The 25,635-nt window shown below is 41.7% G+C and carries 22 protein-coding genes; 9 read left to right on the forward strand and 13 right to left on the reverse strand.

The annotated features are described in order from the left end of the window. Nucleotides 1-112 precede the first annotated feature (112 nt). Nucleotides 113-910 carry a DNA/RNA non-specific endonuclease gene (locus PY091_RS09000; protein ID WP_275649372.1) on the forward strand — a complete coding sequence of 266 codons (798 nt, stop codon included), beginning with the start codon at nt 113-115 and terminating at the stop codon, nt 908-910. On the opposite strand, the gene rodA is transcribed toward PY091_RS09000, so the two are convergent. The 7 genes from rodA to PY091_RS09035 form a co-directional block, all read right to left on the reverse strand. Then, complete coding sequence (gene rodA, locus PY091_RS09005) at nt 907-2,190, reverse strand: rod shape-determining protein RodA (protein WP_275649373.1); 1,284 nt, start codon at nt 2,188-2,190, stop codon at nt 907-909. The two genes, PY091_RS09000 and rodA, sit on opposite strands and share 4 nt — an antisense overlap. Next, the gene (locus PY091_RS09010; RefSeq protein ID WP_275649374.1) at nt 2,180-4,048 is read right to left on the reverse strand and encodes a peptidoglycan D,D-transpeptidase FtsI family protein; all 1,869 of its coding nucleotides are present in this window, start codon (nt 4,046-4,048) and stop codon (nt 2,180-2,182) included. The genes rodA and PY091_RS09010 overlap by 11 nt, the downstream gene beginning before the upstream one ends. 54 nt (nt 4,049-4,102) lie before the next feature. Further along, nucleotides 4,103-4,609: a rod shape-determining protein MreD gene (locus PY091_RS09015; protein ID WP_275649375.1), complete on the reverse strand. Its 507-nt coding sequence runs from the start codon at nt 4,607-4,609 to the stop codon at nt 4,103-4,105. After that, nucleotides 4,606-5,418 (reverse strand): rod shape-determining protein MreC, encoded by an 813-nt coding sequence (gene mreC / locus PY091_RS09020; RefSeq protein WP_275649376.1) that lies wholly within the window; start codon nt 5,416-5,418, stop codon nt 4,606-4,608. Before mreC ends, PY091_RS09015 begins: the two co-directional genes overlap by 4 nt. A 66-nt stretch (nt 5,419-5,484) precedes the next feature. Continuing rightward, nucleotides 5,485-6,513 carry a rod shape-determining protein gene (locus PY091_RS09025; protein WP_100816354.1) on the reverse strand — a complete coding sequence of 343 codons (1,029 nt, stop codon included), beginning with the start codon at nt 6,511-6,513 and terminating at the stop codon, nt 5,485-5,487. Between the two features lie 55 nt (nt 6,514-6,568). Next, the gene (gene purH / locus PY091_RS09030) at nt 6,569-8,098 is read right to left on the reverse strand and encodes a bifunctional phosphoribosylaminoimidazolecarboxamide formyltransferase/IMP cyclohydrolase (protein WP_275649377.1); all 1,530 of its coding nucleotides are present in this window, start codon (nt 8,096-8,098) and stop codon (nt 6,569-6,571) included. Between the two features lie 93 nt (nt 8,099-8,191). Beyond that, nucleotides 8,192-8,644, reverse strand: a complete 453-nt coding sequence (locus PY091_RS09035) for a GAF domain-containing protein (protein ID WP_275649378.1) — start codon at nt 8,642-8,644, stop codon at nt 8,192-8,194. A gap of 133 nt (nt 8,645-8,777) precedes the next feature. Between PY091_RS09035 and PY091_RS09040 the strand changes: the two genes are divergently transcribed. The 8 genes from PY091_RS09040 to PY091_RS09075 all read left to right on the forward strand — a co-directional run bounded on the left by PY091_RS09040 (nt 8,778) and on the right by PY091_RS09075 (nt 20,162). Continuing rightward, nucleotides 8,778-9,164: an HYC_CC_PP family protein gene (locus tag PY091_RS09040; RefSeq protein ID WP_275649379.1), complete on the forward strand. Its 387-nt coding sequence runs from the start codon at nt 8,778-8,780 to the stop codon at nt 9,162-9,164. 93 nt (nt 9,165-9,257) lie between these two features. Further along, nucleotides 9,258-12,998, forward strand: coding sequence for an efflux RND transporter permease subunit (locus PY091_RS09045; protein WP_275649380.1), 3,741 nt, complete (start codon nt 9,258-9,260; stop codon nt 12,996-12,998). Continuing rightward, the gene (locus PY091_RS09050) at nt 12,995-14,215 is read left to right on the forward strand and encodes a TolC family protein (RefSeq protein ID WP_275649381.1); all 1,221 of its coding nucleotides are present in this window, start codon (nt 12,995-12,997) and stop codon (nt 14,213-14,215) included. The genes PY091_RS09045 and PY091_RS09050 overlap by 4 nt, the downstream gene beginning before the upstream one ends. Before the next feature lie 15 nt (nt 14,216-14,230). Beyond that, on the forward strand, nt 14,231-14,566 hold the full coding sequence (locus PY091_RS09055; RefSeq protein ID WP_275649382.1) for a heavy metal-binding domain-containing protein: 336 nt from the start codon (nt 14,231-14,233) through the stop codon (nt 14,564-14,566). A gap of 23 nt (nt 14,567-14,589) precedes the next feature. Continuing rightward, a complete protein-coding gene (locus tag PY091_RS09060; RefSeq protein WP_275649383.1) occupies nt 14,590-15,141 on the forward strand; it encodes a helix-turn-helix domain-containing protein in 552 nt (183 codons plus the stop codon). Between the two features lie 66 nt (nt 15,142-15,207). Next, nucleotides 15,208-17,706 (forward strand): heavy metal translocating P-type ATPase, encoded by a 2,499-nt coding sequence (locus PY091_RS09065; protein ID WP_275649384.1) that lies wholly within the window; start codon nt 15,208-15,210, stop codon nt 17,704-17,706. 7 nt (nt 17,707-17,713) lie between these two features. Further along, the gene (locus PY091_RS09070) at nt 17,714-18,421 is read left to right on the forward strand and encodes a hypothetical protein (protein ID WP_275649385.1); all 708 of its coding nucleotides are present in this window, start codon (nt 17,714-17,716) and stop codon (nt 18,419-18,421) included. A 4-nt stretch (nt 18,422-18,425) separates the two neighbouring features. Continuing rightward, entirely contained in the window at nt 18,426-20,162 is a 1,737-nt protein-coding gene (locus tag PY091_RS09075; RefSeq protein WP_275649386.1) for an efflux RND transporter periplasmic adaptor subunit, read from the forward strand. 282 nt (nt 20,163-20,444) lie between these two features. Here the strand turns inward: PY091_RS09075 and groL are convergent, their stop codons facing one another. The 6 genes from groL to PY091_RS09105 all read right to left on the reverse strand — a co-directional run bounded on the left by groL (nt 20,445) and on the right by PY091_RS09105 (nt 25,632). Then, a complete protein-coding gene (groL, locus tag PY091_RS09080; RefSeq protein WP_275649387.1) occupies nt 20,445-22,076 on the reverse strand; it encodes a chaperonin GroEL in 1,632 nt (543 codons plus the stop codon). Nucleotides 22,077-22,098: 22 nt separating this feature from the next. Beyond that, on the reverse strand, nt 22,099-22,377 hold the full coding sequence (locus PY091_RS09085; RefSeq protein ID WP_275649388.1) for a co-chaperone GroES: 279 nt from the start codon (nt 22,375-22,377) through the stop codon (nt 22,099-22,101). 147 nt (nt 22,378-22,524) lie between these two features. Continuing rightward, on the reverse strand, nt 22,525-22,887 hold the full coding sequence (gene secG / locus PY091_RS09090; protein ID WP_275649389.1) for a preprotein translocase subunit SecG: 363 nt from the start codon (nt 22,885-22,887) through the stop codon (nt 22,525-22,527). Next, entirely contained in the window at nt 22,884-23,798 is a 915-nt protein-coding gene (locus PY091_RS09095) for a hypothetical protein (RefSeq protein ID WP_275649390.1), read from the reverse strand. The genes secG and PY091_RS09095 overlap by 4 nt, the downstream gene beginning before the upstream one ends. 6 nt (nt 23,799-23,804) lie before the next feature. After that, nucleotides 23,805-24,323, reverse strand: coding sequence for an LptE family protein (locus tag PY091_RS09100; protein WP_275649441.1), 519 nt, complete (start codon nt 24,321-24,323; stop codon nt 23,805-23,807). 28 nt (nt 24,324-24,351) lie between these two features. Then, nucleotides 24,352-25,632 (reverse strand): sigma-54 interaction domain-containing protein, encoded by a 1,281-nt coding sequence (locus PY091_RS09105; protein WP_275649391.1) that lies wholly within the window; start codon nt 25,630-25,632, stop codon nt 24,352-24,354. Nucleotides 25,633-25,635 lie beyond the last annotated feature (3 nt).

The raw sequence follows: 25,635 nt of genomic DNA on the forward strand, positions 1-25,635 counted from the left end.
AGTGCTTGGTGTGCGTTCAAACCCAATATAAAAATATATTCTCAGCGAGTTTTATTTTTTTAGAAGGGAATTAATTGCAAAATTGAACTTTTAATAAACGCTGATGTTCTAAATGAGAAAAAGAACCCTTTATGCAGTATTAATGTTTGTCTGTATTGTAGGCTTTTGGTTGTTCGAAAATTTTTATACCCCTGCTACATATTCCAGTGAAGAGAATGCAGATACCCACGAGGTATTAACTGATTTTATGCCTAGTTCCACTTCAGGAGAGGTAGTGGAGCATAATTATTACATACTTTCATATAGCGAACCATATGAACAGGCGGAATGGGTGGCATATGTCCTTAAAAAGGAAGATTTGACCTATGATGATCGGGATAGGCCTTATTTCATAGAGGACCCAAAGGTGGGGACAAAATCGGCCGATTGGAAAAATTATCGAGGTTCCGGTTACGATAGAGGGCATTTGTGCCCCGCAGGTGATAGGAGGTTCTCCGAACAGGCTTATAACGAGACTTTTTATACAAGCAACATAAGTCCTCAGGATAAATATTTTAATGCGGGAATTTGGAACCGTTTAGAGCAAAAGGTACGGTACTGGTGCAAAACGTATGGAGATTTACTTGTGGTAACAGGAGGTGTACTGGAGCCTGGTCTTTCGGAAATTGGAGAAGAGGATGTTGATGTACCGCGTTACTTCTATAAAATTATAATGAAGGGTTCTGGCAATAAAACTAAAGCGCTTGGTTTTCTGATTCCGGCCAAAGAAACACAGGAACCTATCCAACAATTTTTGGTGCCAATTGATGAAATCGAGCAAAGAACGGGTATAGACTTTTTTTCCAAGCAGTCTGATGATTGGCAGGTTAGGATGGAATCCCAAGTTGATGAAAAAGGTTGGAAATTTTAAATACCGTCCTTCAATCGGTTGGAATCCAGTTTTAAAAAGATGAACAACAACATCGTAAAGAAAATAAGCCCCGAACCTCCATAGCTAAAAAACGGCAGAGGAACGCCAATGGTGGGCAATAGGCCTATTACCATTCCAATATTTATAAAATAATGGAATACCAATATAGAAATAACCCCATAACCATACATTCTGCTAAAGTCACTTTTTTGTCGTTCCGCAATATAAATGAGGCGTAAAAAGAACAGTGAAAAAAGTAAAATAACCGCGGAGGTACCCAAAAAGCCCCATTCCTCACCAACGGAACTGAATATATAGTCGGTATGCTGTTCGGGAACAAAATCACCTTTGGTACGTGTTCCTTCTAAAAACCCTTTACCGGTAAAGCCTCCGGATTCAATCGCTTTTTCGGATTGATAGGTGTTATAACCAATGGTTTTTCTGATCTCATCCAATTTTTCCTCATCCTTCTCCAAACTTAACCATAGTGCAAAACGATCTCTATGGCGTTGTTCAAAAACATTCTCGAAAACAAAATTCACGGAAAGGGAAAACAGTACGGAAACTGCAACAACCCCGAGGACTGGAAGAATCGGGATTTTTACAGATGCTTTTTTAAAGGTATAGACCAATAAAGTCATGATAATCAATCCAATTGCGACCCAGACCGTTCCGAACATTAAAGTTGTAGCGAACAGGACCACTGCAAAAATGAGGATGCCTAAATAGTATATCGGGAACCCCTCTCGGAACAATACAAAGAATAAGGAGAAATAAATTAGAGAACTTCCGGGGTCGGGTTGCGGTAAAATCAATAATGCTGGTAAAAGAATTATTGCCAATGCATATAGTTGATGCCTTCCTGTTCGGATGTCCGTTTGTATATCGCTCAGGAATTTGGCAAGGGCCAAGGAGGTAGCCACTTTGGCCAATTCCGAAGGTTGGAGATTGAAAAAGCCTAGATCGTACCAGGATGTGGCCCCGGCAATAGTTTTACCAAAGACGAACAGTCCCAGTAGAAGAACAATGGAAACAATGTAAAATACAGATGCAAAGCGTTCAAAAAAAAGGGACTCCACAAAGAGTACAAAGACAATTCCCAGAAAGGCCAGCCCGATAAAAAATAGTTGCTTACCATATAAGGTGGAAAAATCAAAAATCGAGGTATGGGACTCACCTACCGAGGTAGAGTAAATATTGAGCCACCCTATAAAGACTAAAAGTGCATAAAGGATAACGGTAATCCAATCCAACCTTCCAAAAGGCCCTCTACCACTCATACTCGTTTATTTCGAACGGTTCGCCACTGTAGGGTTTGGCGTATTCATGTTCCAATGTTTTTTCCAACATGCGTTTTTCCAAATCCTTTCTTGTAATTTCTCCTTTAATATACTTTTCTATCAAAAGGGATGCAATGTGCCCAGCATAACGAGAACCGTAATATCCATTTTCAATATAGACTGCCAAGGCTATTTGTGGGTTTTCGATAGGGGCAAAAGCAACAAAAACGGAGTGGTCCGTTAACTGCATGCGTTCACCATCCACACGGATGTAATTTTCAACCGTACCTGTTTTTCCTGCAATATCGATTCCTGGTATTTTTACCCATCTTGCGGTACCATAGTTGTATACATTGGCCATTCCTTCAATCACTGGGTCAAAATGTTTCCTGTCGATTGTAGTATACCTCGGTTCTGTATATTTTGGGTCGATTTTCCCATTGTTGCCTATGCTCTTTATAATGTGCGGTGTGTAAAAATAACCGCGATTGGCAATGGCTGCTGTCATATTTGCAAGTTGCAGGGGAGTCGCGGCAATTTCTCCCTGACCTATGGAATTGGATATTATGGTAGAAGCGGCCCATCTCCCGTTCCCATACCATTTGTCGTAATAGTCAACATCTGGAATTCTTCCTGGTGCTCCAGTAGGAAGGTCGGTTCCTAGGTAATCCCCAAGTCCAAAGCTTTTCATGTGCTTTTCCCAAACATCCATTCCTTCATCAGTGGTCTCGTATTTGTCAAATATCTTTCGGAATACCCCCGCAAAATATGCGTTGCAGGACTGATAGATCCCAGAATTAAGGTCTCTGACACCACCACCGCAATGGCACCCTCTTAAAGTGTTGCCCACATAAAACCCATGGTAACATCTAAACTTTGTATTGTCGTCGATAACACCTTCTTGTAGGCCTATAAGAGCATTCAGGGTTTTAAAGGGTGATCCTGGTGAGGGTTGGGCCAATATGGAACGGTCCCATGTAGGTTTGGAAATCGTATCGTAATGAAGCTTGCTGTAATTTTTGGAACGCTGTCTGCCCACTAATAAAGAAGGGTCGTAAGTGGGGCCGGATATCATTGCCAAAATTTCACCGGATTTGGGCTCAATGGCCACGATTCCCCCGCGTTTACCATGCATTAATCTTTCACCGTATTCTTGTAGGGTTTTATCAATGGTAATCTGGATTTCTTTTCCTTGTTGCGGAAGCGTATCCAGTTTTCCACCTTTATAAGGCCCAATGTCCCTGTTAAAACGGTCTTTCTGAATGTGCTTGACTCCTTTTTGCCCTCTTAAAATTTCTTCATACTGCTGTTCAATCCCAGTTCTTCCTTTAAGTTCCCCTGCAACATAGTACGGATTGTTTTTAAGGTCCCATTCGTTTACTTCACTAATGTATCCGAGTACGTTGGCAGCACTTTCTGTGTTGTAATAACGTAGAGATCGCTTTTGGATATAAAAGCCCGTAAAATGACGCATTTTTTCCTGAAGTTTTGCGTAATCCTCTTTGGAAAGCTGGGGAACCAATACCGATGGCAGTCTTGGGGAGTACCGTCTAGCTTTTTCCATTTTGGAAAGGAATTCAGGTTTTTCGATTCCCAAAAGATTGCAGAACTCCAGTGTATCCAAAGGTTTTACTTCCCTTGGGATGACCATAACATCATAGGCTGGTTGATTTCCGACCAAAAGTTTACCGTCGCGGTCATAAATGTAGCCCCTCTCTGGGTAGTCGTACACTTTTTTTATTGCAGGATCATCCAATATTTGATCCGGTGAAAACCGAAACAATTGTAAATAGGATAACCTACCTATAAAAGTGAAACCTATAAGTACAACAACGGATGAAAGCAACAATTTTTTCATGACCAACCTTTATTCGCGGACGTTGTATATATACCAACGACAAAATCTACGTTTTTATTCGCTCTTTGGACTAAAAAGTGAACTGAATAATACACAAAGTATTAAAGTTACGGTTCCTGTGGCAAAAACTTTTTTCAAAATTAACAGGATATGGGCGATACTTAAAATTTCAAACGAAAAGAATATCACATGATGCATAAGAACAAGTAGTGCCAAAAAGGTGATTCGTTGCACCTTGGTAGTGTTTTTGAAACTAAAGCTCTGAAAGTCGTAGTTGACCCCAAAACAAAATCGCATTATCGCTGGACGGGCATAAGCAACTGTCACCGAGGCCAGAGCGTTCAAAGCCAAAGTATCGGAAAATATATCTATGACCAATCCCAATAAAAATGCTGTGAGCATAAAAATGGCCCTGTTGCCCTTGATGGGATACCAATAGAAGAAAACAACATATACAAATGGGTTGATAAACCCTAAAAAGTTCAAATTGTTGAAAATCAGAACTTGTGTGATGACCAACAACACAAAACGAAGAATATTTATGATCAAAGTGTTGCTCATTCTATTGTTCTGGATTCTAGTTCCTCAATTTCTTCTTTATCCTTGTTTTCTATCAGGTATACATTTTTGATGTTGGCCATATCGGAAAACAACTCCACATCAATGTTGTAAAAGCTTTTGGCATCGTTCAGGTCATATTTTTTAATGATTCCAATGGGTACATTCTCTGGAAAAATACTCGACATGCCACCTGTAACAATTGTATCCCCGACAACGAGAGGCACCAATCGTGGGATATCAACAAGTTGAACAACAGTATAGTCATTAGTATCCCAAATCAATGAGCCAAAGTATTCCGTGCCCATTATTTTGGCATTTATATTGGATTTGGTGTTGAGCACACTTTGTACCGTTGCAAAATTGTTGGAAACGTTTTCTACAATTCCCAAAATTCCATCTGTGGTGATTACGCCCATATCTTGTTTGACACCATCCTTCTTTCCTTTGTCTATTAAAACATAATTTCTGGGGGAGGCATAACTGTTTTTGATGAGCTTTGCATCCAATACCTGATAGATGGCCAAAGTGGAATCCAAGGGTTCAATACTATCATATTGGGAATTGAAGAGCATTTTGCGCAACTGTTGATTCTCCTCGACCAATCTTTTGTTTTCATCACGTAAATTAAAATAGGACGATACATCGGAACCAGCGCCATAAATACTCCCGGAAACCCATCGTGATGAATTAAAAAATTTGGATTGGTGGTAAGAATGTGACCTAATTGTCATCACCAATGCGATAAACGTAAAAAACGCATACAGAAATGCATTTCTATAACGTAAAATAAAATTGATGATGCGTTGCATGCAATCGTATCGTTAAGAAGGTTTTTTCAACTCCTTGAAGGTAATGGAACTGCAAGAATTACAGCCCTATTTTATTAAAATACTTTTATAGCGTTCCAAGTTTTTAAGCGCAATACCTGTACCTCGAACAACCGCTCTCAAAGGATCTTCGGCAATATAAACCGGCAAATCTGTTTTTTGGGAAAGCCTTCTGTCCAGACCACGGAGCATGGAACCACCACCTGCTAAATAAATACCTGTGTTGTAAATATCGGCAGCCAATTCCGGCGGGGTTTGGGACAAGGTTTCCATAACCGCATCCTCTACCCGTAAGATACTTTTGTCCAAAGCTTTGGCAATTTCTCTGTAAGAGACCTGAACCTGTTTTGGTTTACCGGTCAATAGATCACGACCTTGGATGGATTTGTCGTCCGGAGGAGATTTCAAATCCTCGGTTGCCGAACCAATTTCAATTTTGATGGCTTCAGCGGTACTTTCACCAACATACAAGTTATGTTGGGTGCGCATGTAATAAATGATATCGTTGGTAAACACATCACCCGCAATTTTTACGGATTTGTCACAAACGATACCTCCAAGTGCTATGACTGCAATCTCCGTGGTACCTCCACCTATATCCACGATCATGTTTCCTTTGGGCTGCATGATGTCAAGACCGATACCTATTGCTGCTGCCATAGGCTCGTGAATCAGATAAACCTCTTTACCGTTAACGCGTTCTGCAGACTCTCGAACCGCACGCATTTCCACTTCTGTAATACCTGATGGAATACAGATGACCATACGCAGTGCTGGCGGAAACCACTTTTTCTTGAGCGCAGGAATATTTTTGATGAACATACTGATCATCTTTTCCGATGCATCAAAGTCGGCGATCACCCCGTCTTTCAAAGGTCGTATGGTTTTGATGTTTTCATGGGTTTTCCCCTGCATCATATTGGCTTCGCGGCCTACCGCGATTATTTTTCCTGATACACGGTCCCTGGCCACAATGGAAGGACTGTCTACAACCACTTTATCCAAGTGGATGATCAGGGTATTTGCAGTACCAAGGTCAATGGCAATTTCCTCGGTCATGAAATCAAAAAATCCCATAAAAAAAGCGTCTATTTCGGATTAACGGTAAAATTTAACGGCTAAAGTACTAAAATTAATGTTTAAAATGTCTAGTACCTGTCATCACCATGGCCAATCCATTTTCGTTGCAATAATCAATGCTCAATTGGTCTTTGATGGAGCCTCCTGGTTGAATCACACTTTTAATGCCAGCTTTATCCGCAATCTCCACACAATCAGGGAATGGGAAGAACGCATCGCTGGCCATAACGGCACCGTTCAAATCAAAATCGAATGACTTTGCTTTGTGTATGGCTTGGTTCAATGCATCAACACGTGAAGTTTGACCAGTTCCGCTAGCGCACAATTGTTTGTTTTTGGCTAAAACAATGGTGTTACTTTTGGTGTGCTTGCACAATTTGGAGGCAAAAATCAAATCTTCGATTTCTTCTGGTGAAGCTTGTTTTTCTGTTACTGGAGTCAAATCTTCTTTGGAATCGGTTTTGGAATCTTTGTCCTGAACCAAGATGCCATTCAAACAAGTTCTGACCAAAGTTTCCGGTAATTCAATCTCGTTTTGAATCAAAATGATTCTATTTTTCTTTCCTTTCAAGATTTCCAAAGCCTCATCGGAATAGCTTGGAGCAATAACCACTTCGCAGAACAAGTTGTGGATTTCCTCCGCAGTTGGTTTGTCGATTTCTACGTTGGAAATCAAAATACCGCCAAAAGCAGAAACAGGGTCACCTGCCAATGCATCTACATATGCTTGTTTAATGGTACTGCGCGTGGCCAATCCACAGGCATTATTATGTTTTAAGATGGCAAAGGTTGGGTCATCATTTTTGAATTCCCCCATCAAGTTTACAGCGGCATCTACATCCAATAGGTTGTTGTACGATAGCTCCTTTCCATGAAGTTTTGAGAACATTGCCTCAAAATCACCAAAGAAGAACCCTTTTTGGTGTGGGTTTTCGCCGTAACGTAATACCTGACCTTTGGTCTCGCTGATTTTTAATACAGTCTCTTCTTTTTCCTGGTTGAAGTAATTGAAGATAGCTGAATCGTAATGCGAGGAAACATTGAACGCCTTGGTAGCAAAACGTTTGCGATCTTCCAAAGTCGTGGTTCCGTTTCCTTCGGTGATTACGTTCAAAAAGTCTTCGTAATCCTCCATGGACGACACGCAAAGTACATCCTTGAAGTTTTTGGCAGCAGCCCTGATCAAGGAAATACCACCGATATCGATTTTCTCGATAATATCTTGTTCCGATGCGCCGCTGGCAACGGTTTTTTCAAAAGGATATAGGTCTACGATTACAATGTCCAACTGTGGAATATCAAATTCCGCCATTTGGGCAACGTCACTTTCATTGTCCTGTCTGTTCAAAATACCTCCAAAAACTTTGGGGTGCAAAGTCTTCACACGACCGCCCAAAATGGATGGGTAGCTGGTCACATCTTCAACAGGTACCACATCGATACCAAGGTCGCGGATAAATTTTTCGGTTCCTCCTGTAGAATAAAGAGTTACACCAAGTTCATCCAATTTTTTAACTATAGGTTCCAATCCGTCCTTATGAAAAACGGAAATTAATGCGGCGGAGGCTTTTTTAGCAGTCATCTTCTCTGTCTTAGAATCAATTTATTAAGCGCACAAAAGTACTTTTTTTGAATCTAAAAAGCAGAACGGTTTATCAACAAAATATGAGAAGTTTTACAGAATTTTGGACACCTCGGCATTGATGAATTCCAAAAAGCGCTCATCTTCGGCGGTAAATGGGTCTGGAGTGTTGGAATCGATATCAATTTGACCCACATTTTCACCATTTATAAATAAGGGTACCACAATCTCTGCTTTTACGGTAATACTGCAAGCGATGTAGTTATCTTGGGCAGCCACATCAGGAACCACAAAGTTCTCATTGCTCATGGCAACCTGCCCACAAATGCCTTTTCCAAAAGGGATGATGGTATGATCGGTGGGTGCGCCGGCATAGGGTCCCAATTTCAGTTCTTCCTTGTCACCATTCTTAAAATAGAACCCAACCCAATCGTAATGATTCACATTACTGCGCAAAAGTTCACAGATTTCGCCCAAACGGGTATCAACGGATTTGGTTCCGTCTTTTACGATTTCAAGCACCTTGGGTTCCAATGATTTTAGCATGAGGTAATTTTTTTGCAAATGTATTGAATAGTGGATTTGTTCGACAAACAAAAAGAAAGCTTACAGGCCAAAAACAGATAAAGTTCTGTTAAGCAAAACAATAAATGTTAATATTTTGTAGTTTTGTAGTCGAATGAAACAGTTTTTTCATCAAATACTATCCTCTTTAATGGCCCTATTGGTCTTGGCTTCCACGGTTTCGTGGACGGTTGATAAGCATATTTGTATGGGCCGTGTGATGGATATTTCCCTTTTTGCCCATGCTGATGATTGCGGTATGGATATGGATATGGAAAAATCCTGTTGTGATGATGAATCTTTCACTGTTCAAGGTCAGGATGACCTAAAAATCTCTTTTGAGAACTTCGATTTGGACCAACAAATCTTTTTGGTAAGCTTTGTCCAAACCTATTTTCATCTTTTTGAAATTGATTCCGAAGAACCTACTACTTTCAGTGAGTACAACCCGCCACCATTGATACGTGACGTGCAGGTTCTTGACCAGACTTTCCTTATTTGATTTAAGCATTGATTGAATTTTCCCGACCCGATTGGTTGGGCAGTTGCGTTTATACGCGTTTTTGTGTCGATCTAATGTTTAAATCAAAGCTTTATGCTGAACAAAAGCATCAAATTCTTAATAGAGAACAAATTGGTAGCCGTGTTGCTCCTGCTGGTTTTTATGGCTTGGGGTATCGTAAGCACACCTTTTAATTGGGATATGGGGGGTGTTTTGCCTAGTAATCCGGTTGCAGTGGATGCCATACCTGATATTGGCGAGAACCAACAGATTGTTTTTACCAAATGGCCCGGTCGTTCTCCTCAGGATATCGAAGATCAAATAACTTATCCATTGACCACTTCCTTATTGGGTATCCCAGGGGTCAAGACCATTCGTAGTTCGTCTATGTTCGGTTTTTCGAGTATCTACATCATTTTTGAAGAAGATGTGGAATTCTACTGGAGTCGAAGCCGAATACTTGAAAAACTCAATTCGCTTCCAAACAACCTATTGCCTGATGGTGTAAATCCAGCTTTGGGACCCGATGCCACTGCTTTGGGCCAGATTTTCTGGTACACCTTGGAAGGTCGCGATAAAGATGGAAATGTCACTGGGGGATGGGATTTGCAAGAGCTTCGTAGTGTGCAGGATTACTATGTAAAATACGCATTGTCATCCGCAGCGGGCGTGTCCGAGGTAGCATCTATTGGAGGATTTGTACAAGAATACCAAATAGATGTAGATCCCGAACTGATGAAGCAGTACAATGTTGGGTTGAATCAAGTTGTAAAAGCTGTAAAGCAAAGTAATCGGGATATTGGTGCGCAAACCCTGGAGATCAATAAAGCGGAGTATTTGGTTCGTGGGTTGGGTTACATCAAATCTTTGGACGACATAAAAAATGCCGTAGTTACAGTAACTGATTATACCTCTATTCGCGTTCAGGATGTGGCCCGAGTTTCTTTGGGACCAGCTGTTCGTCGCGGGATTCTGGACAAGGAAGGTGCCGAAGTGGTTGGAGGTGTGGTCGTGGCCCGTTATGGTGCCAATCCATTGGAAGTCATCAATAACGTAAAAGAACAAATAAATGAGTTGAGCGCAGGGCTTCCTTCCAAAGTTTTGAAAGATGGAACCACTTCGCAACTCACCATTGTTCCTTTTTATGATAGAACAGAACTTATCCAAGAAACGTTGGGAACGCTCAACGAAGCTTTGACCCTTGAAATCCTCATTACCATTTTAGTGATTGTGGTCATGGTGTTCAACCTTAGGGCTTCAGTTTTGATTTCCGGCCTGTTGCCCGTGGCCGTTCTCATGGTGTTTATCGCCATGAAAATGTTTGGTGTAGATGCCAATATTGTTGCGCTATCAGGTATAGCGATTGCCATAGGAACCATGGTCGATGTCGGGGTGATTCTCTCCGAAAATATCATCCGTCACATGGATGAAAACGATAAAAATTTATCTACGAATGAGGTAGTGTACAACGCGACCTCCGAAGTTTCAGGTGCCATTTTAACCGCAGTATTAACGACCATCATTAGTTTCATTCCAGTGTTTAACATGGTTGGTGCCGAAGGAAAACTCTTCAGGCCCTTGGCCTTTACCAAAACCATGGCATTGACGGCATCCATTATCGTAGCCCTGTTTTTGATTCCACCTTTTGCCGCCATCATTTTTAGAAAGAAAAGTTCCAATCAAACCATCAAATACATTTGGAGTGGGCTTTTGATTGCTTTGGGATTAATTGCCATCGCTTTTGGATATTGGTTGGGATTAGCCTTGATTGCTTTTGGTGCTACAGGAATCCTCAAATTGAGAGAGGTTATTGATGAAAAGAAAGCGGGAATGTTCAATGTGGGTATCTGCGTTGCAACTATTGTTTTCTTATTGGCCACGTATTGGAGACCTTTGGGCTTTGATCGTAGTATTGGCATTAACTTGCTCTTTGTTGGGTTGATTTGTGGTGTGTTATTGGGAGTGTTTTATCTCTTCAGACAATACTATAGTCGTATTCTGACCTGGGCTTTGGAAAATAAATTGATGTTCCTGTCCATTCCGACCGTCATTGTTGTTTTCGGATTCTTGATTATGCGAAATACAGGTCAAGAGTTTATGCCTTCCTTAAATGAAGGTTCTTTCCTCTTGATGCCTACTTCTTTACCTCATGCTGGAGTTGAAGAAAACAAACGGGTCTTGCAACAGTTGGATATGGCCGTTGCTACTATTCCGGAAATCCAAACCGTAGTTGGGAAAGCTGGAAGAACAGAATCAGCTTTGGATCCAGCACCACTTTCCATGTACGAGAATATTATTCAATACAGGTCGGAATATCAAAAAAATGAAGCGGGTAGTCCACAGCGATTTAAGGTCAATGCTGATGGTTATTTTGAATTGAGCAATGGAAAAGTGCTGGCCAATCCAAATTTGGAGGTAAGTAATGAACAGAATTATGCCGAAAACCATGTCAGCGAACCATTGCGAATCGATAGAGACCTTTTGATTCCAGATGATGATGGGGAATATTTCCGAAACTGGCGTCCCGAAATCGAGAAACCGGACGATATCTGGAATGAAATTGTGAAAGTTACGAAACTACCTGGAGTTACCTCGGCTCCCAAACTGCAACCCATCGAAACGCGGTTGGTGATGCTTCAAACTGGGATGCGTGCCCCTATGGGAATTAAAGTGAAAGGTCAGGATTTAAAGGAAATTGAAAACTTCGGACTTCAACTGGAACCTATTCTAAAAGAAGCTACTGGGGTTAAGGATGAAGCTGTTTTTGCAGACCGAATCGTTGGAAAGCCGTATCTCCTTATCGATATTGATCGCGAAAAACTCGTTCGATACGGTCTTGTTATCGAAGATGTACAGCAAATCTTGGAGGTTGCCCTTGGTGGGATGACGTTGACTCAAACTGTGGAAGGAAGGGAACGTTATGGTGTTCGGGTTCGTTACCCAAGAGAACTTCGGGAAAATCCCACAGATATCGGGAACATTTATGTTCCTGTACAAAAAGGCAGTCCTGTTCCTTTGAGTGAGTTGGTAACCGTCCGATACGAGCAAGGACCACAAGTCATTAAAAGTGAGGATACTTTTTTGGTGGGCTATGTGCTGTTTGATAAGCAAGATGGTTATGCTGAAGTGGATGTCGTTGAAAATGCCCAAGCCAAGATTTTGGAAAAGATAGAAAGTGGGGAATTGACGGTGCCTAAAGGCATCAGTTATCAGTTTACGGGTTCCTATGAAAACCAATTGAGAGCAAAGAAAACCCTGTCTGTAGTGGTCCCATTGGCATTGTTGATCATATTCTTGATTCTTTACTTCCAGTTTAGGTCGGTTGCTACATCCTTGATGGTCTTTTCAGGGATTATGGTGGCATTTGCCGGTGGATTTTTAATGATTTGGTTCTATGGCCAGGATTGGTTCCTCAACTTCAGTTTTATGGGTGAAAATCTACGCGACCTTTTCCAAATGCATACCATCAACTTGAGTGTGGCCGTTTGGGTTGGATTTATCGCTCTTTTCGGTATTGCTACGGATGATGGGGTGGTGATGGCCACGTATCTAACCCAGACTTTTGATAAGAACAAACCAGAAAGCCTGAAGGGAATTCGTGCTTCGGTATTGGAAGCAGGTGAAAAACGAATCAGACCGTGTTTAATGACTACCGCTACCACCATTTTGGCACTGTTGCCCGTCCTTACCAGTACAGGAAGGGGAAGCGACATTATGATACCCATGGCCATTCCAAGTTTTGGGGGCATGCTGATCGCATTGATTACATTGTTTGTGGTGCCTGTGCTCTACAGCTGGAAAAGTGAATTGCAACTTAAAATGCAAAACCGATGAGAACAAGATTGATATATATAGTTTTTCTGCTTTTTGCTATGGGCTTAAATGCACAGTCCTTGGAAAGCTATCTTCAGCAAGCGGAATTGAACAGCCCAATGATTCAGGCTTTGGAATTACGCTATAATATTGCCAAGGAAAAAGTGAAGGAGGTAAACACATTGCCCAACACTACGATTGGAGCTGGGTATTTTGTGAGCGAACCAGAGACGAGAACAGGGGCACAACGAGCCAAGTTTTCAGTGTCGCAGATGTTGCCTTGGTTTGGAACCATTACAGCCCGTGAAAATTATGCCAGTTCCATGGCAGAGACCGAATATGCTGAAATTGTGATTGCCAAGCGAAAATTGGCCCTTTCCGTAGCGCAATCGTATTACAAGCTTTACGGAATTCAAGCCAAACAAAAGGTGCTTCAGGAAAACATGCAATTGCTTAAAACCTACGAAACTTTGGCCCTGACCTCCGTGGAAGTGGGAAAAGCTTCGGCTGTGGATGTGTTGAAACTTCAAATTCGACAAAACGAATTGCAGCAACAGAAAGAGGTGTTGGAACAATCCTATATCGCAGAACAGGCCGTTTTTAATAATCTGTTGAACCGTGATGAAAGTATTTCCGTTGAAGTGGTAGATGATATGGATGTTCCCGAGAACGACCCCATTCTCAATAAAGAGGATTTGAGCCTTAATCCCGAATTGTTGAAATACGATCAGTTATATGAATCGGTTACTCAATCGGAGCTGCTTAATCAAAAAGAAAACGCCCCTACCTTTGGGATTGGACTTGATTACATTCCTGTCTCGGAACGGGATGATATGGTTTTTAGCGATAACGGGAAGGATATTGTAATGCCCATGGTCACTTTTTCAGTGCCTATTTTCAACAATAAGTTTAGATCTGTTTCCAAGCAAAACGAGCTTCGTCAAAAGGAAATTGAACTTCAAAAAGAGGAGCGCTTGAATGTTTTGGAAAATGCCTATGCCAATGCTATTTCGCAAAGGAACCAGGCGAGAATAGCGCATCAAACCCAAACAAAGAATTTAAAACAGGCCAAGGATGCCGAAGAAATCCTGATCAAGAATTATGAAACGGGAACTATTGACTTTAATGATGTCTTGGATATTCAGGAGTTACAGTTAAAGTTCCAGACGAATCAAATACAATCCGTGCAGTTGTATTACCTACAATCTGCTATCATCAATTATTTAATAAATAAGTAAATTAATTTTATCAAAATGAGAACAAACATTAAAACTATTATCGGAATCGCATTCGCTTCAGTTTTGGTACTTACCGTATCGTGCAAAGGGAAAACAGAGGAAGCAAAGGAAACTTCAACTGAAGCGACCATGGAACATGAAGGTCGCGATATGGATAATATGGACCATGAAGGACATGATATGGACAACATGGAAACCGCAGATAAACAAGGTAAGGAGTACACTTCCAAATATGTTTGCCCAATGCACTGCGAAGGTAGTGGTAGTGATGAAGAAGGGAAATGTCCAGTTTGTGGTATGACCTACGTTTTGAACGAGGACTTTCAAATGGAAGATCACGAACAACATTAATTAGAAATTCATTTGTACCGAAGATGCGCATTAAAGTAAAAAATATGGTTTGCGATAGATGCAAAGCAGTCCTAAAACAAGAGTTTGGGAAGGCTGATATCGAAGTGGTGCAAATGGACTTGGGAGAAATTCAGTTTGCTGAAAATGCCCAAATACAAATGGAACGTATTCGGGAGATTTTGGTCAAAAATGGTTTTGAATTAATAGAAGGTTTGAATGACAGCTACATTGCTGATATTAAAAAATACTTGCTCAATGCCTTGAATGATGATTTGCACCAGAATCTCTCGAAATACCTTTCAGAAAAAATGAACAAAGATTATTCGTCGCTCAGTAAAATGTTCAGTGCCAAAGAAGGGCTGACTATTGAAAAATATTTCATCCTTTTAAAGGTTGAAAGGGTTAAGGAAGAAATCCAAATGGAGACGAAAACATTTTCGGAAATCGCTTATGATTTGAACTATAAAAGTAGCAGCCATTTGGCCAAACAATTTAAATCGATAACAGGGATGTCGATGAGCGACTATCGAAAAGTACAAGATTGGAATCGGAAGCCTTTGGATGAAATTGTATAAAAGACATCCAGAATTGTAAAAAGCTTCCAACTGGTGTTCAGCTAGTTTTGAATAAAAACAAACAAGATGAAACATACCTATCACATACACGGAATGAGCTGTAATGGCTGTAGAAATCATGTAGAGGAAACCCTATTCAAAGTGGAAGGAGTGAATGCGGTTGAGGTGAATTTGGAAAAAGCCGAGGCCGTGATCGAGATGGAGGAGCATATTCCAATCGAAAAATTCCAAGAAGCAATGCAAAAGGATGGTGGTAGCTATAGCATTCATATGCCTGGACATCATCTCGAACCGAAACAAGAAAAAAAGCAAGCTCCAACCCATGGAACGGGAACCTTTTATTGCCCTATGCATTGTGAAGGAGACAAGACCTATGACAAGCCCGGTGACTGTCCTGTTTGTGGGATGGACTTAGTGGAGGAGCAAAACACGTCCACTAGCTCCATGCAGCAATGGACCTGTCCCATGCACCCGGAAGTTGTAGAGGATGGTCCAGGTTCCTGCCCAAAATGTGGAATGGACCTTGTGCCCAAAGAACCAGAAGCCAGTGCTGAGGAAAAGACCTATAAAAAACTGCTCAAAAAGTTTTGGGTGGCATTGGCCTTTACCTTACCTATCTTTTTGATTGCCATGAGCGATATGATACCCAATAATCCATTGCACAATATCTTGTCGCCTAAATATTGGAATTGGGTACAGTTTGTATTGTCACTACCAGTCGTTTTTTATGCCACTTGGATGTTTTTTGAGAGAGCCTACCGAAGTATCAAAACATGGAATTTGAACATGTTTACCCTAATCGGTATAGGTGCGGGAGTGGCTTTTGTGTTCAGTGTACTTGGATTATTGTTCCCTGGATTTTTCCCTGAACAGTTCAAAGGGGAAACAGGAGCCGTGCATGTTTATTTTGAAGCCGCAACCGTAATCCTCACCTTGGTACTTTTAGGGCAATTGTTAGAGGCTAGGGCTCATAGCAAAACCAACAATGCCGTAAAGGAATTATTGAAACTGGCACCGAACAAAGCTATAAAAGTTGTGGATGGGGAAGAAGTAGAAGTAAGCATTGACGACATTGAACTTGGTGATATATTAAGAGTAAAACCGGGAGAAAAAATTCCGGTGGATGGAATTATTACTGAAGGAGAGACTTCCGTGGATGAATCCATGATCACGGGAGAGCCCATTCCTGTTGAAAAAGGAGTAGAGGATAAAGTAAGTAGCGGAACAATCAATGGTAATCAATCCTTTTTGATGAAGGCAGAAAAAGTAGGTAGCGACACCTTGCTTTCCCAAATCATCAGTATGGTAAACGATGCCAGTCGAAGCCGAGCGCCGATTCAAAATTTAGCGGATAAAGTATCGGCCTATTTTGTGCCGACCGTGGTCATTGTTTCCATTCTGACCTTTGCTGTTTGGGCCATCTGGGGGCCACAACCCACTTATGTTTATGCCTTGATCAATGCAATTGCAGTTTTGATCATTGCTTGCCCATGTGCTTTAGGTCTTGCAACTCCGATGTCAGTTATGGTAGGAGTTGGGAAAGGAGCTCAAAATGGGGTGCTTATCAAAAATGCGGAGGCTCTGGAAAAAATGGCCGATGTGGATACCTTGATCATTGATAAAACAGGAACCATCACTGAGGGGAAACCCACTTTTGACAAATTGGAATTATTTTCAGATACCTATTCCGAAGAGGATTTATTGCAATATGTGGTTTCGGTAAATGCCAATAGTGAGCACCCTTTGGCGCAAGCCACCGTAACATATGGTAAGGCGAAAAACATCAAGATTCTAAAAACAGAATCTTTCAATGCTGTTACAGGTATGGGTGTTGAGGGAAAAATCAACGACTTGAAGATACATTTGGGGAACATCAAATTGATGGAAAAGGCGAATGTTGAAGTCTCGGATGAGATGAAGGAGAAGGTAAAAATAGCACAAGAAAAAGGAAAAACGGTTTCCTATCTAGCTGTTGATGGCAAATGTCAAGCTTTTGTGAGTATTGGAGATAAAATCAAGGAAACAAGTGGTAAGGCCATCAAAGCGATTCAAGATAAGGGCATAGCTGTAATTATGCTCACAGGGGATAATACTACCACTGCTAAAGCTGTCGCCAGCGAATTGCATTTAGATGACTTTAAAGCCGAAACCTTGCCAGAAGATAAGATGAAGGAAGTGGAGCGCTTGCAAGGTGAGGGCAAGGTAGTGGCCATGGCTGGTGATGGTATCAACGATGCTCCGGCATTGGCAAAAAGTGATTTGGGTATTGCTATGGGCACCGGTACCGATGTTGCCATAGAAAGTGCCATGATTACCTTGGTGAAAGGCGACCTGCACGGCATTGTAAAAGCACGAAACCTTAGTGAGGCCGTCATGAAGAACATAAAACAAAACCTATTTTTTGCATTGATATACAATACCATCGGGGTTCCAGTTGCAGCAGGTGTGCTCTATCCCTTTTTTGGGATTTTGCTTTCACCCATGATTGCCGCACTGGCCATGAGCTTTAGCTCGGTTTCTGTTATCGCCAATGCATTAAGATTAAGAACTAAATCAATCGACTAAAACAAAAATGGTAAAACGAACAACAGCGGTTAAAATTAGAAAGGCCCATAGATATTTGGGCATATTCTTGGGGATTCAATTCATTATGTGGACAGCCAGCGGATTATATTTTAGCTGGACGGATATTGATGAGATACACGGAGATCATTTCAGAAACATGGATTATGAACCCGCTGCTTTTGATGACCTAATTGGGTTTTCAGAGCTCGAATTACCTGCTAAAATCAGTTCGTTGAGCTTAAAGGAGATCGCAGGGAAACCTTATTATTGGATCAACAATGAGTTTTTGGTAGATGCCAGAACAGGAGACCATAAAGAAGGGATTTCGGAAGAAGAAGCCCTAGCTGTTGCTAACCGTGAAATGTCATCTGAATTAAACGTAAAAGGAGTTGAGGTAATCGATGAAACAGATAAACATCACGAGTACCGTGAGCGAAAATTACCTGCTTATGTGATTTCTTATGATTCCCCCGAAAATATTAAAGCCTACGTTTCAGTGGCAGATGGGTCTTTCCAAACCGTTAGGCACCGCGATTGGCGTTGGTTCGATTTTCTTTGGATGACACATACCATGGATTATGAAAGCCGGGACGATTTTAATACTACTGTGCTTCGAGCTTTCTCCCTTTTGGGATTGATTACCGTGATGAGCGGATTTTTACTTTGGTTTACCTCGTCACCCACGATGAGGAATTTGGTTAAAAGAAAAAAATGATACGATGAAAAAGGAAAACATCATTTATATCGGAATTGCCGTGGTGGTCGGATTGTTGGCCGGATACCTCATATTTGGTGGCAATACAGAAACCACCACTTCGGATGAGCATGACCACAGTGCTGAAATTGCTTCGGGTGAAATGTGGACCTGTTCCATGCACCCTCAGATAATGCAACCCGAACCTGGTTCTTGTCCTATTTGTGGCATGGATTTGATCCCTGCGGATAATGGGGGAGAGGGATTGGCCGTTAACCAAATTAAAATGACAGAGAATGCCATGGTCTTGGCAGGTGTGGAAACAGTAATGGTCGGTTCTGGAGTTAGTGGGGGAGATTCCGTGAAAATTTCGGGTAAAGTAGCCATAAATCAAGAATCGGATGCGGTACAATCGGCCTATTTTGACGGAAGAATAGAAAGTATAAGTATCAATTTTGAAGGTGAAGAAGTGCGTAAAGGTCAAAAGTTGGCCACAATTTATGCCCCAGCCTTGGTTTCGGCCCAGCAGGAATTACTCACGGCGGGCAAATTGAAGGAATCACAACCGCAACTGTACAAGGCGGTTCGGAACAAGTTAAAGTTGTGGAAGTTGTCCGATGCACAAATCGACCAAATCGAAAGCTCTGGACAGGTGTTGGAAAACTTTCCTGTATATGCCAATGTGAGTGGAGTGGTTTCTGAAATAATGGTAGAGGAGGGAGATTACATTAAAACAGGTTCACCTTTGGTGAAAGTGGCCAATTTAAATTCGGTTTGGGCCATTTTTGATGCGTATGAAAACCAATTGAGCTTATTTAAAGAAGGTCAAACACTGGATGTGAGCACCAATTCCTACCCTAATGAAACCTTTACTGCTAAAGTTTCCTTTGTAGCTCCCTTATTGAACAAGCAGACCAGAACTTTGGAAGTTCGTGTAGAGCTGGATAACAAAAATGGAATGCTGAAGCCGGGTATGTTTGTACAAGCAGAGGTTGAGGTGGCAAATAAGCGAGATGGAGAAGCTTTGACCATACCCGAAAGTGCTGTTTTGTGGACAGGAATGCGTTCCTTGGTGTATGTGCAACCTAACCAAAATAGTTCCACTTTTGAAATGCGTGAGGTGGAGCTCGGAAATTTGATGAATGGTAGTTATGTGGTCAATTCAGGATTGCAATCGGGAGAAATGATCGTGGCAAAAGGAACATTTACGGTCGATGCTGCTGCGCAGTTGCAGGGGAAAAAGTCCATGATGAATCAAAAAGGAACTGCTATGCAAAAGGGTCACGAAGGACATTCCGAAATGGGTAATGGCATGAAAATGGAATTTTCCCAAGAAGTGGCATCAAAGTTCGGTGACCTTTTAAAAGTATATCTGGATTTAAAAGATGCTTTGGTAGCTTCAAATCAGGATCAAACACAGAAATTGGCGAAGAATGGAGCGGAAATAGCTTCTGAAATTAAGAGTTTGCAAATGGATGACATGGGCAAAAGCCATATCACACAACTAGCGAGTCAATTAAAAGAGATAGCCTCTAAAAGTGACTTGGAAGGTCAACGAGAAGCATTTGTGTTGCTCTCCCAGAACATGATTCAAATTGGTCAACAAATGAAAGGTTTAGATGCAAAACTCTATGTGCAACACTGCCCCATGGCCAATAACGACAAGGGTGCCAACTGGCTCAGTATGGAGGAAGAAATCCGAAATCCGTACTATGGAGATGCCATGCTCACTTGCGGCAGCGTTGTGGGTACGATTGACTGATTTTATTTTAGTTAATATTTAGCCAAATAAAAGCTACGGATTCAAATCTGAAATACATTTACTTCAGTTTTTAATTTATTGACTGATGAAACAAGCAAAGTCAAACGGAAAGTCATCTCCTGCAAAAGCTGTAAAGCCTGTTGCCAAGAAGACTACCCAAGCTACTGGTAAAAAGAAGTGACTTGTGGTTTCGGTTCTCACGGAGAGCCTTACAACTTAAGAGAAAAGAAAACGCCCCGATTTGCATCGGGGCGTTCCTATTTATATCCGAATAAGATGTTATTACATCATTCCTGGCATTCCGCCACCTCCCATTGGAGGCATAGCTGGTGCATCTTCCTTAATATCGGTCAAGGCACATTCTGTTGTCAAGATCATTCCTGAAACAGATGCAGCGTTTTCCAAAGCGATACGCGTTACTTTTTTAGGGTCAATGATTCCTGTTTTAAGCATATCCACATATTGGTCGGACTTGGCGTCGTAACCGAAGTCTTTTTTGCCTTCCAATACTTTAGAGATAACTACGGAACCTTCACCACCGGCGTTCTCCACAATAGTACGCAAAGGAGCTTCAATGGCCTTGGCCACGATTTGTACACCTGTAGTTTCATCCAAAGAGTCGGTTGCCAATTTTTCAAGAACCTTTTTGGCTCTTACCAAGGCAACACCACCACCTGCAACGATACCTTCTTCAACAGCGGCACGGGTTGCGTGCAAGGCATCATCCACACGGTCTTTCTTCTCTTTCATTTCAACTTCAGAAGCAGCACCTACATAAAGTACGGCAACACCACCGGCCAATTTAGCCAAACGCTCTTGAAGTTTTTCTTTATCGTAATCAGATGTGGTAGTCTCGATTTGAGCTTTGATCTGGCTTACTCTAGCTTTAATGTCAGAAGCGTTTCCGCTACCGTTTACGATAGTTGTGTTGTCCTTGTCGATGGTCACGGTCTCAGCAGTACCCAACATATCCAAAGAAGCATTTTCCAAAGAGAATCCTCTTTCTTCAGAGATTACCGTACCACCTGTTAGGATAGCGATGTCTTCCAACATAGCTTTTCTTCTGTCACCAAAACCTGGAGCCTTAACGGCAGCAATCTTAAGTCCACCTCTCAATTTGTTGACAACCAAAGTGGCAAGGGCTTGTCCCTCTACATCTTCAGCGATGATCAAAAGTGGTCTTCCTGATTGCGCTACTGGCTCAAGGATAGGAAGGATTTCCTGAAGGTTGGAGATTTTCTTGTCGAAAAGAAGAATGTATGGATTCTCCAAATCGGCGATCATTTTATCTGTGTCGGTAACAAAGTAAGGAGAAAGATATCCTCTGTCGAACTGCATACCTTCAACCACGTCTACGTAAGTGTCTGTACCTTTAGCTTCTTCAACAGTGATTACACCCTCTTTACCAACTTTGGTGAAAGCAGTGGCGATAAGGTCACCGATAGCTTCATCGTTGTTTGCAGAGATAGAAGCTACTTGCTTGATTTTGTCAGAGTCGTTACCAACTTTTTTGGCTTGTTTTTCCAAATCGGCCACCAAAGCTTCAACGGCCTTGTCGATACCGCGTTTCAAATCCATTGGATTTGCACCAGCGGCAACGTTTTTAAGACCTTCTTTTACGATGGCCTGAGCCAATACGGTTGCAGTTGTTGTACCGTCACCAGCTTGATCGTTGGTTTTGGAAGCAACTTCCTTTACCATTTGCGCGCCCATATCTTCCAGGGCGTCTTCCAATTCGATTTCTTTTGCTACAGATACACCATCTTTGGTTACTTGAGGTGCTCCAAATGATTTGCTGATGATAACGTTTCTACCTTTTGGTCCCAAGGTCACTTTTACTGCCTCGGCCAATTTGTCAACGCCTCTTTTCAGTCCGTCACGTGCATCTATGTCAAACTTAATATCTTTTGCCATTTCTATTTAGTTGATTTTTAAGTTATACAATTGCCAAAATATCGCTTTCGCGCATCATCAAATAGTCGGTACCATCGAACTTGAGTTCAGTTCCGGCATATTTTCCATAAAGAACGGTATCACCTATTGCAACGGTCATTTTTTCGTCTTTGGTTCCAGGTCCAACGGCTACAACAGTTCCTTTTTGAGGTTTCTCTTTTGCGTTGTCCGGGATAATGATACCGGAGGCAGTTTTGGTCTCGGCCTGTAGAGGCTCAATCAGAACCCTGTCTGCCAATGGTTTGATATTTACTTTAGCCATATTTTTAATTTTTAGGTGTTTGTTTTAAAAATTCTTGAATCTAGGAGACAGAAATTGTGCCATTGCCCAAAAACTGACATTCTGGAAAACAAAAATGCCAGCTTGTCATTTCAAGCTGGCATTTTTCTATGCTTTGTCACTTTTAAGTTATCCAATAGTGTCTACTGGGCTTGTAGTGTTGGCCGGTGGAAGTTGTTCTGGTACTTCTTCCGGTACTGTTTCTGGTATTTCGGTATCGTCGCCCTGAAGTAGTTTGGAATCCGCTTGGCTATAGTTTCCTTTTAAGGATACATTGGAAAGCAAAATCAATACAATCAACAAGGTGGCAAGGGTCCAAGTACTCTTGTCCAAAAAGTCACCGGTCTTTTTAACACCACCAACAACTTGGTTGCCACTTCCTCCAAAGGAAGATGACAATCCGCCTCCCTTAGGATTTTGGACCATAATGACCAAGACCAACAAAAGGCACACGATAATTATCAGTACCAAAAAAATTGAAAACGTGCTCATTTCTTATCTTTTTCTTTCTGCAGCTTCTTCACCGCCTGAATTTGGTCTGCAAAGAAACCACTTTTTTCTGGATATTTCAAACTCAATATTTTAAACGCTTGAATGGCCTTTTTGTACTTTTTTTGTTCTAGATACACCTTAGCCAAAGTCTCGGTCATCAACTCGTTTTTGTCCAGCTTGGTGGACTCCTTGATATCCACTTTTGGGTTGGATTCTTTTGGGACTATTTTAGGATTGTTCTCGATGAACTTGTCCAATAGTTCGAACTTTTTCTTCCGTTCCAGTTCATCCAATACATTTTCGTCCCGGTTGTCCTCATTCGTGTTTTGCTCCACAACAGGCTCGTCTTGGGTGGAAGTTAATTGAAGCCATTCGGTAAACGAATGTTTTTCTTTTTTAGTGAAAGGAATGGGTTTTCCCAGATTTAAATCACCCTCAATGTCCTTAGGTTTGGTTTCTTTTTCCGTTTCTTTTTTAAGAGGTCTGGATTCAAATAGTGCGGGATTCAGGATTTGTTCTGCATCGCTCAAGTTTTGGGGCAAGGCGGGCTCGTTGGTTTCGGTTAGCATGGTCGCCGCATTCGGATTCGGCTCTATTTCTTCCGAAACTGCCTCTTGATCTTCTAGTTTAGATCCCCTGCCTGCAATGGCATCTGCAATATTGTTCTGTACAAATTCTTTTGATGTGATATAATCAAAAAGAACATCCCTGTCCGTGGTATGTGCAGCGGTAACTTTGAGGGCACTGTTATATTTATAGCTGTCCAGATTTTTGAGTCCCTTTAAATGCAGTGCGCGTGCTGCCTGGAAATAGGGATATTCCTCAATGATGTCTTCTAGCTCCCTTGTTTGTTTGGGAGAGAGAATTGTATTTGAGTTTTGAAGAATATGTATAAAATCCGAAACGTTCATATAATACTACCAATTTCCCAAGGATGCATTGAAAATATCCTGGGTAAGTCGTTCAAAAATTTCTTCGTGCGCTGCGGCCTGCACGGAAGGTAGGGCAGCGGCTGCATCAAAATCATAAAAGAAAGAGAACCTTCTTTCAAAGTCGGCATCTTCCTTAGTGGTATTGTAAAAGCGAACATTTACGCTCATGGTCAACCTGTTTTGGTTGGTTCGCTGTTCTGCGTTGGCGGTCATCGGTACTACCTTATACTCTACAATTTCACCTTCGTAAATTAAGTCGCCATTGCTACCTGTTAAGGATAAACTGGTCAAGTTGTTGATCATATCCTGCAACGCCAATGTAAAATCACGCCCTAATCCAGGCACAATGACAGAACCGGGCGTTTGATCGGCATAGTTCTGGAAAAAATTGACTTGGAAACTTTCTGCAGTACCGATATCGGCACCAGAAAAATTATACGCTCCACAACTTTGGAACAGTAAAATCACTCCGAGCAAACCAATCTTTAATCCTTTCTTTTTCATCATAGCTGTTTAAACTTTTGAGTTCCGATTAAAGATCGTACTGCTTTATTTTTCTGTAGAGCGTTCTTTCCGAGATTCCTAGTTCTGCCGCGGCAGCTTTTCGTTTTCCCTTGTTGCGCTCCAATGATTTTTTGATCAATTCTATTTCCTTTTCCTGTAAAGATAAGGTTTCTTCTTCTTCGATTTCCTCCGCAAAATGATAACGGTCCTCTTGGGGCTGAGGCGTGGTGGCAGGTGTTGCAGGTTCGAGCACAGGTTCGGGTAAATGAAGCAATTCGGCACTAGTACTTTCCTCGTGTTCTATGTCCTCCTCATCGGGATTGCCATAGATTTTTCGAATCAACCCCTCATTCTCTCTTTGAACTTTGTTCGAATCATTGTCCTTCAACAACTCCAGCGTTAATTTTTTAAGGTCGTTCAGATCGCTTTTCATATCAAAAAGCACTTTGTAGAGTATTTCGCGTTCATTGCTGAAATCACCCTCTTTTTTGGCCTGTCCCACAACTGCCGGTAAATTTGAGCCGCTGGAAGTGGGTAGGTAGCTATTAAGCGTGCTGGCAGAAATGCTACGGTCTTCCTCCAGAACAGAAATTTGTTCGGCAATGTTTCGAAGCTGGCGTATGTTGCCCGGCCATCGATATTTAAGCAATAGCTCAATGGCATCGTCTTCCAGCCGTATGGTAGGCATTTTATATTTCTGCCCAAAGTCCGAGGCAAACTTCCTGAACAATAAATGGATGTCCTCCCGTCTATCTCGAAGAGGGGGCAAATTAATTTCCACAGTGCTCAATCTATAGTACAGGTCTTCCCTGAATTTTTCTTTTTCTATAGCTTCGAACATATTGATGTTGGTCGCGGCAACAATACGAACATTGGTTTTTTGTACCTGCGAAGATCCAACTTTTAAGAACTCCCCGTTTTCCAGTACGCGCAATAAACGTACTTGGGTAGTAAGGGGCAGTTCCCCGACCTCGTCCAAGAATATGGTTCCGCCATCTGCAACTTCAAAATAACCGCTACGGGTTTGCGTGGCTCCGGTAAAGGCTCCTTTTTCGTGTCCAAAGAGCTCACTGTCAATGGTTCCTTCGGGAATCGCCCCGCAGTTCACGGCAATGTATTTGGCATGTTTCCGGTGGGATAGGGAATGAATGATCTTTGGGATGGATTCTTTTCCCACACCACTTTCACCTGTTACCAAAACAGAAATATCCGTTGGTGCCACTTGAATGGCTTTTTCTATTGCACGGTTGAGCTTTACGTCGTTTCCGATAAGCTCGAACCGTTGTTTAATGGCTTGAACACTCTCCATGTA

The organism is Flagellimonas okinawensis (assembly GCF_029194005.1).
In the GTDB taxonomy this organism is placed as follows: domain Bacteria; phylum Bacteroidota; class Bacteroidia; order Flavobacteriales; family Flavobacteriaceae; genus Flagellimonas; species Flagellimonas okinawensis.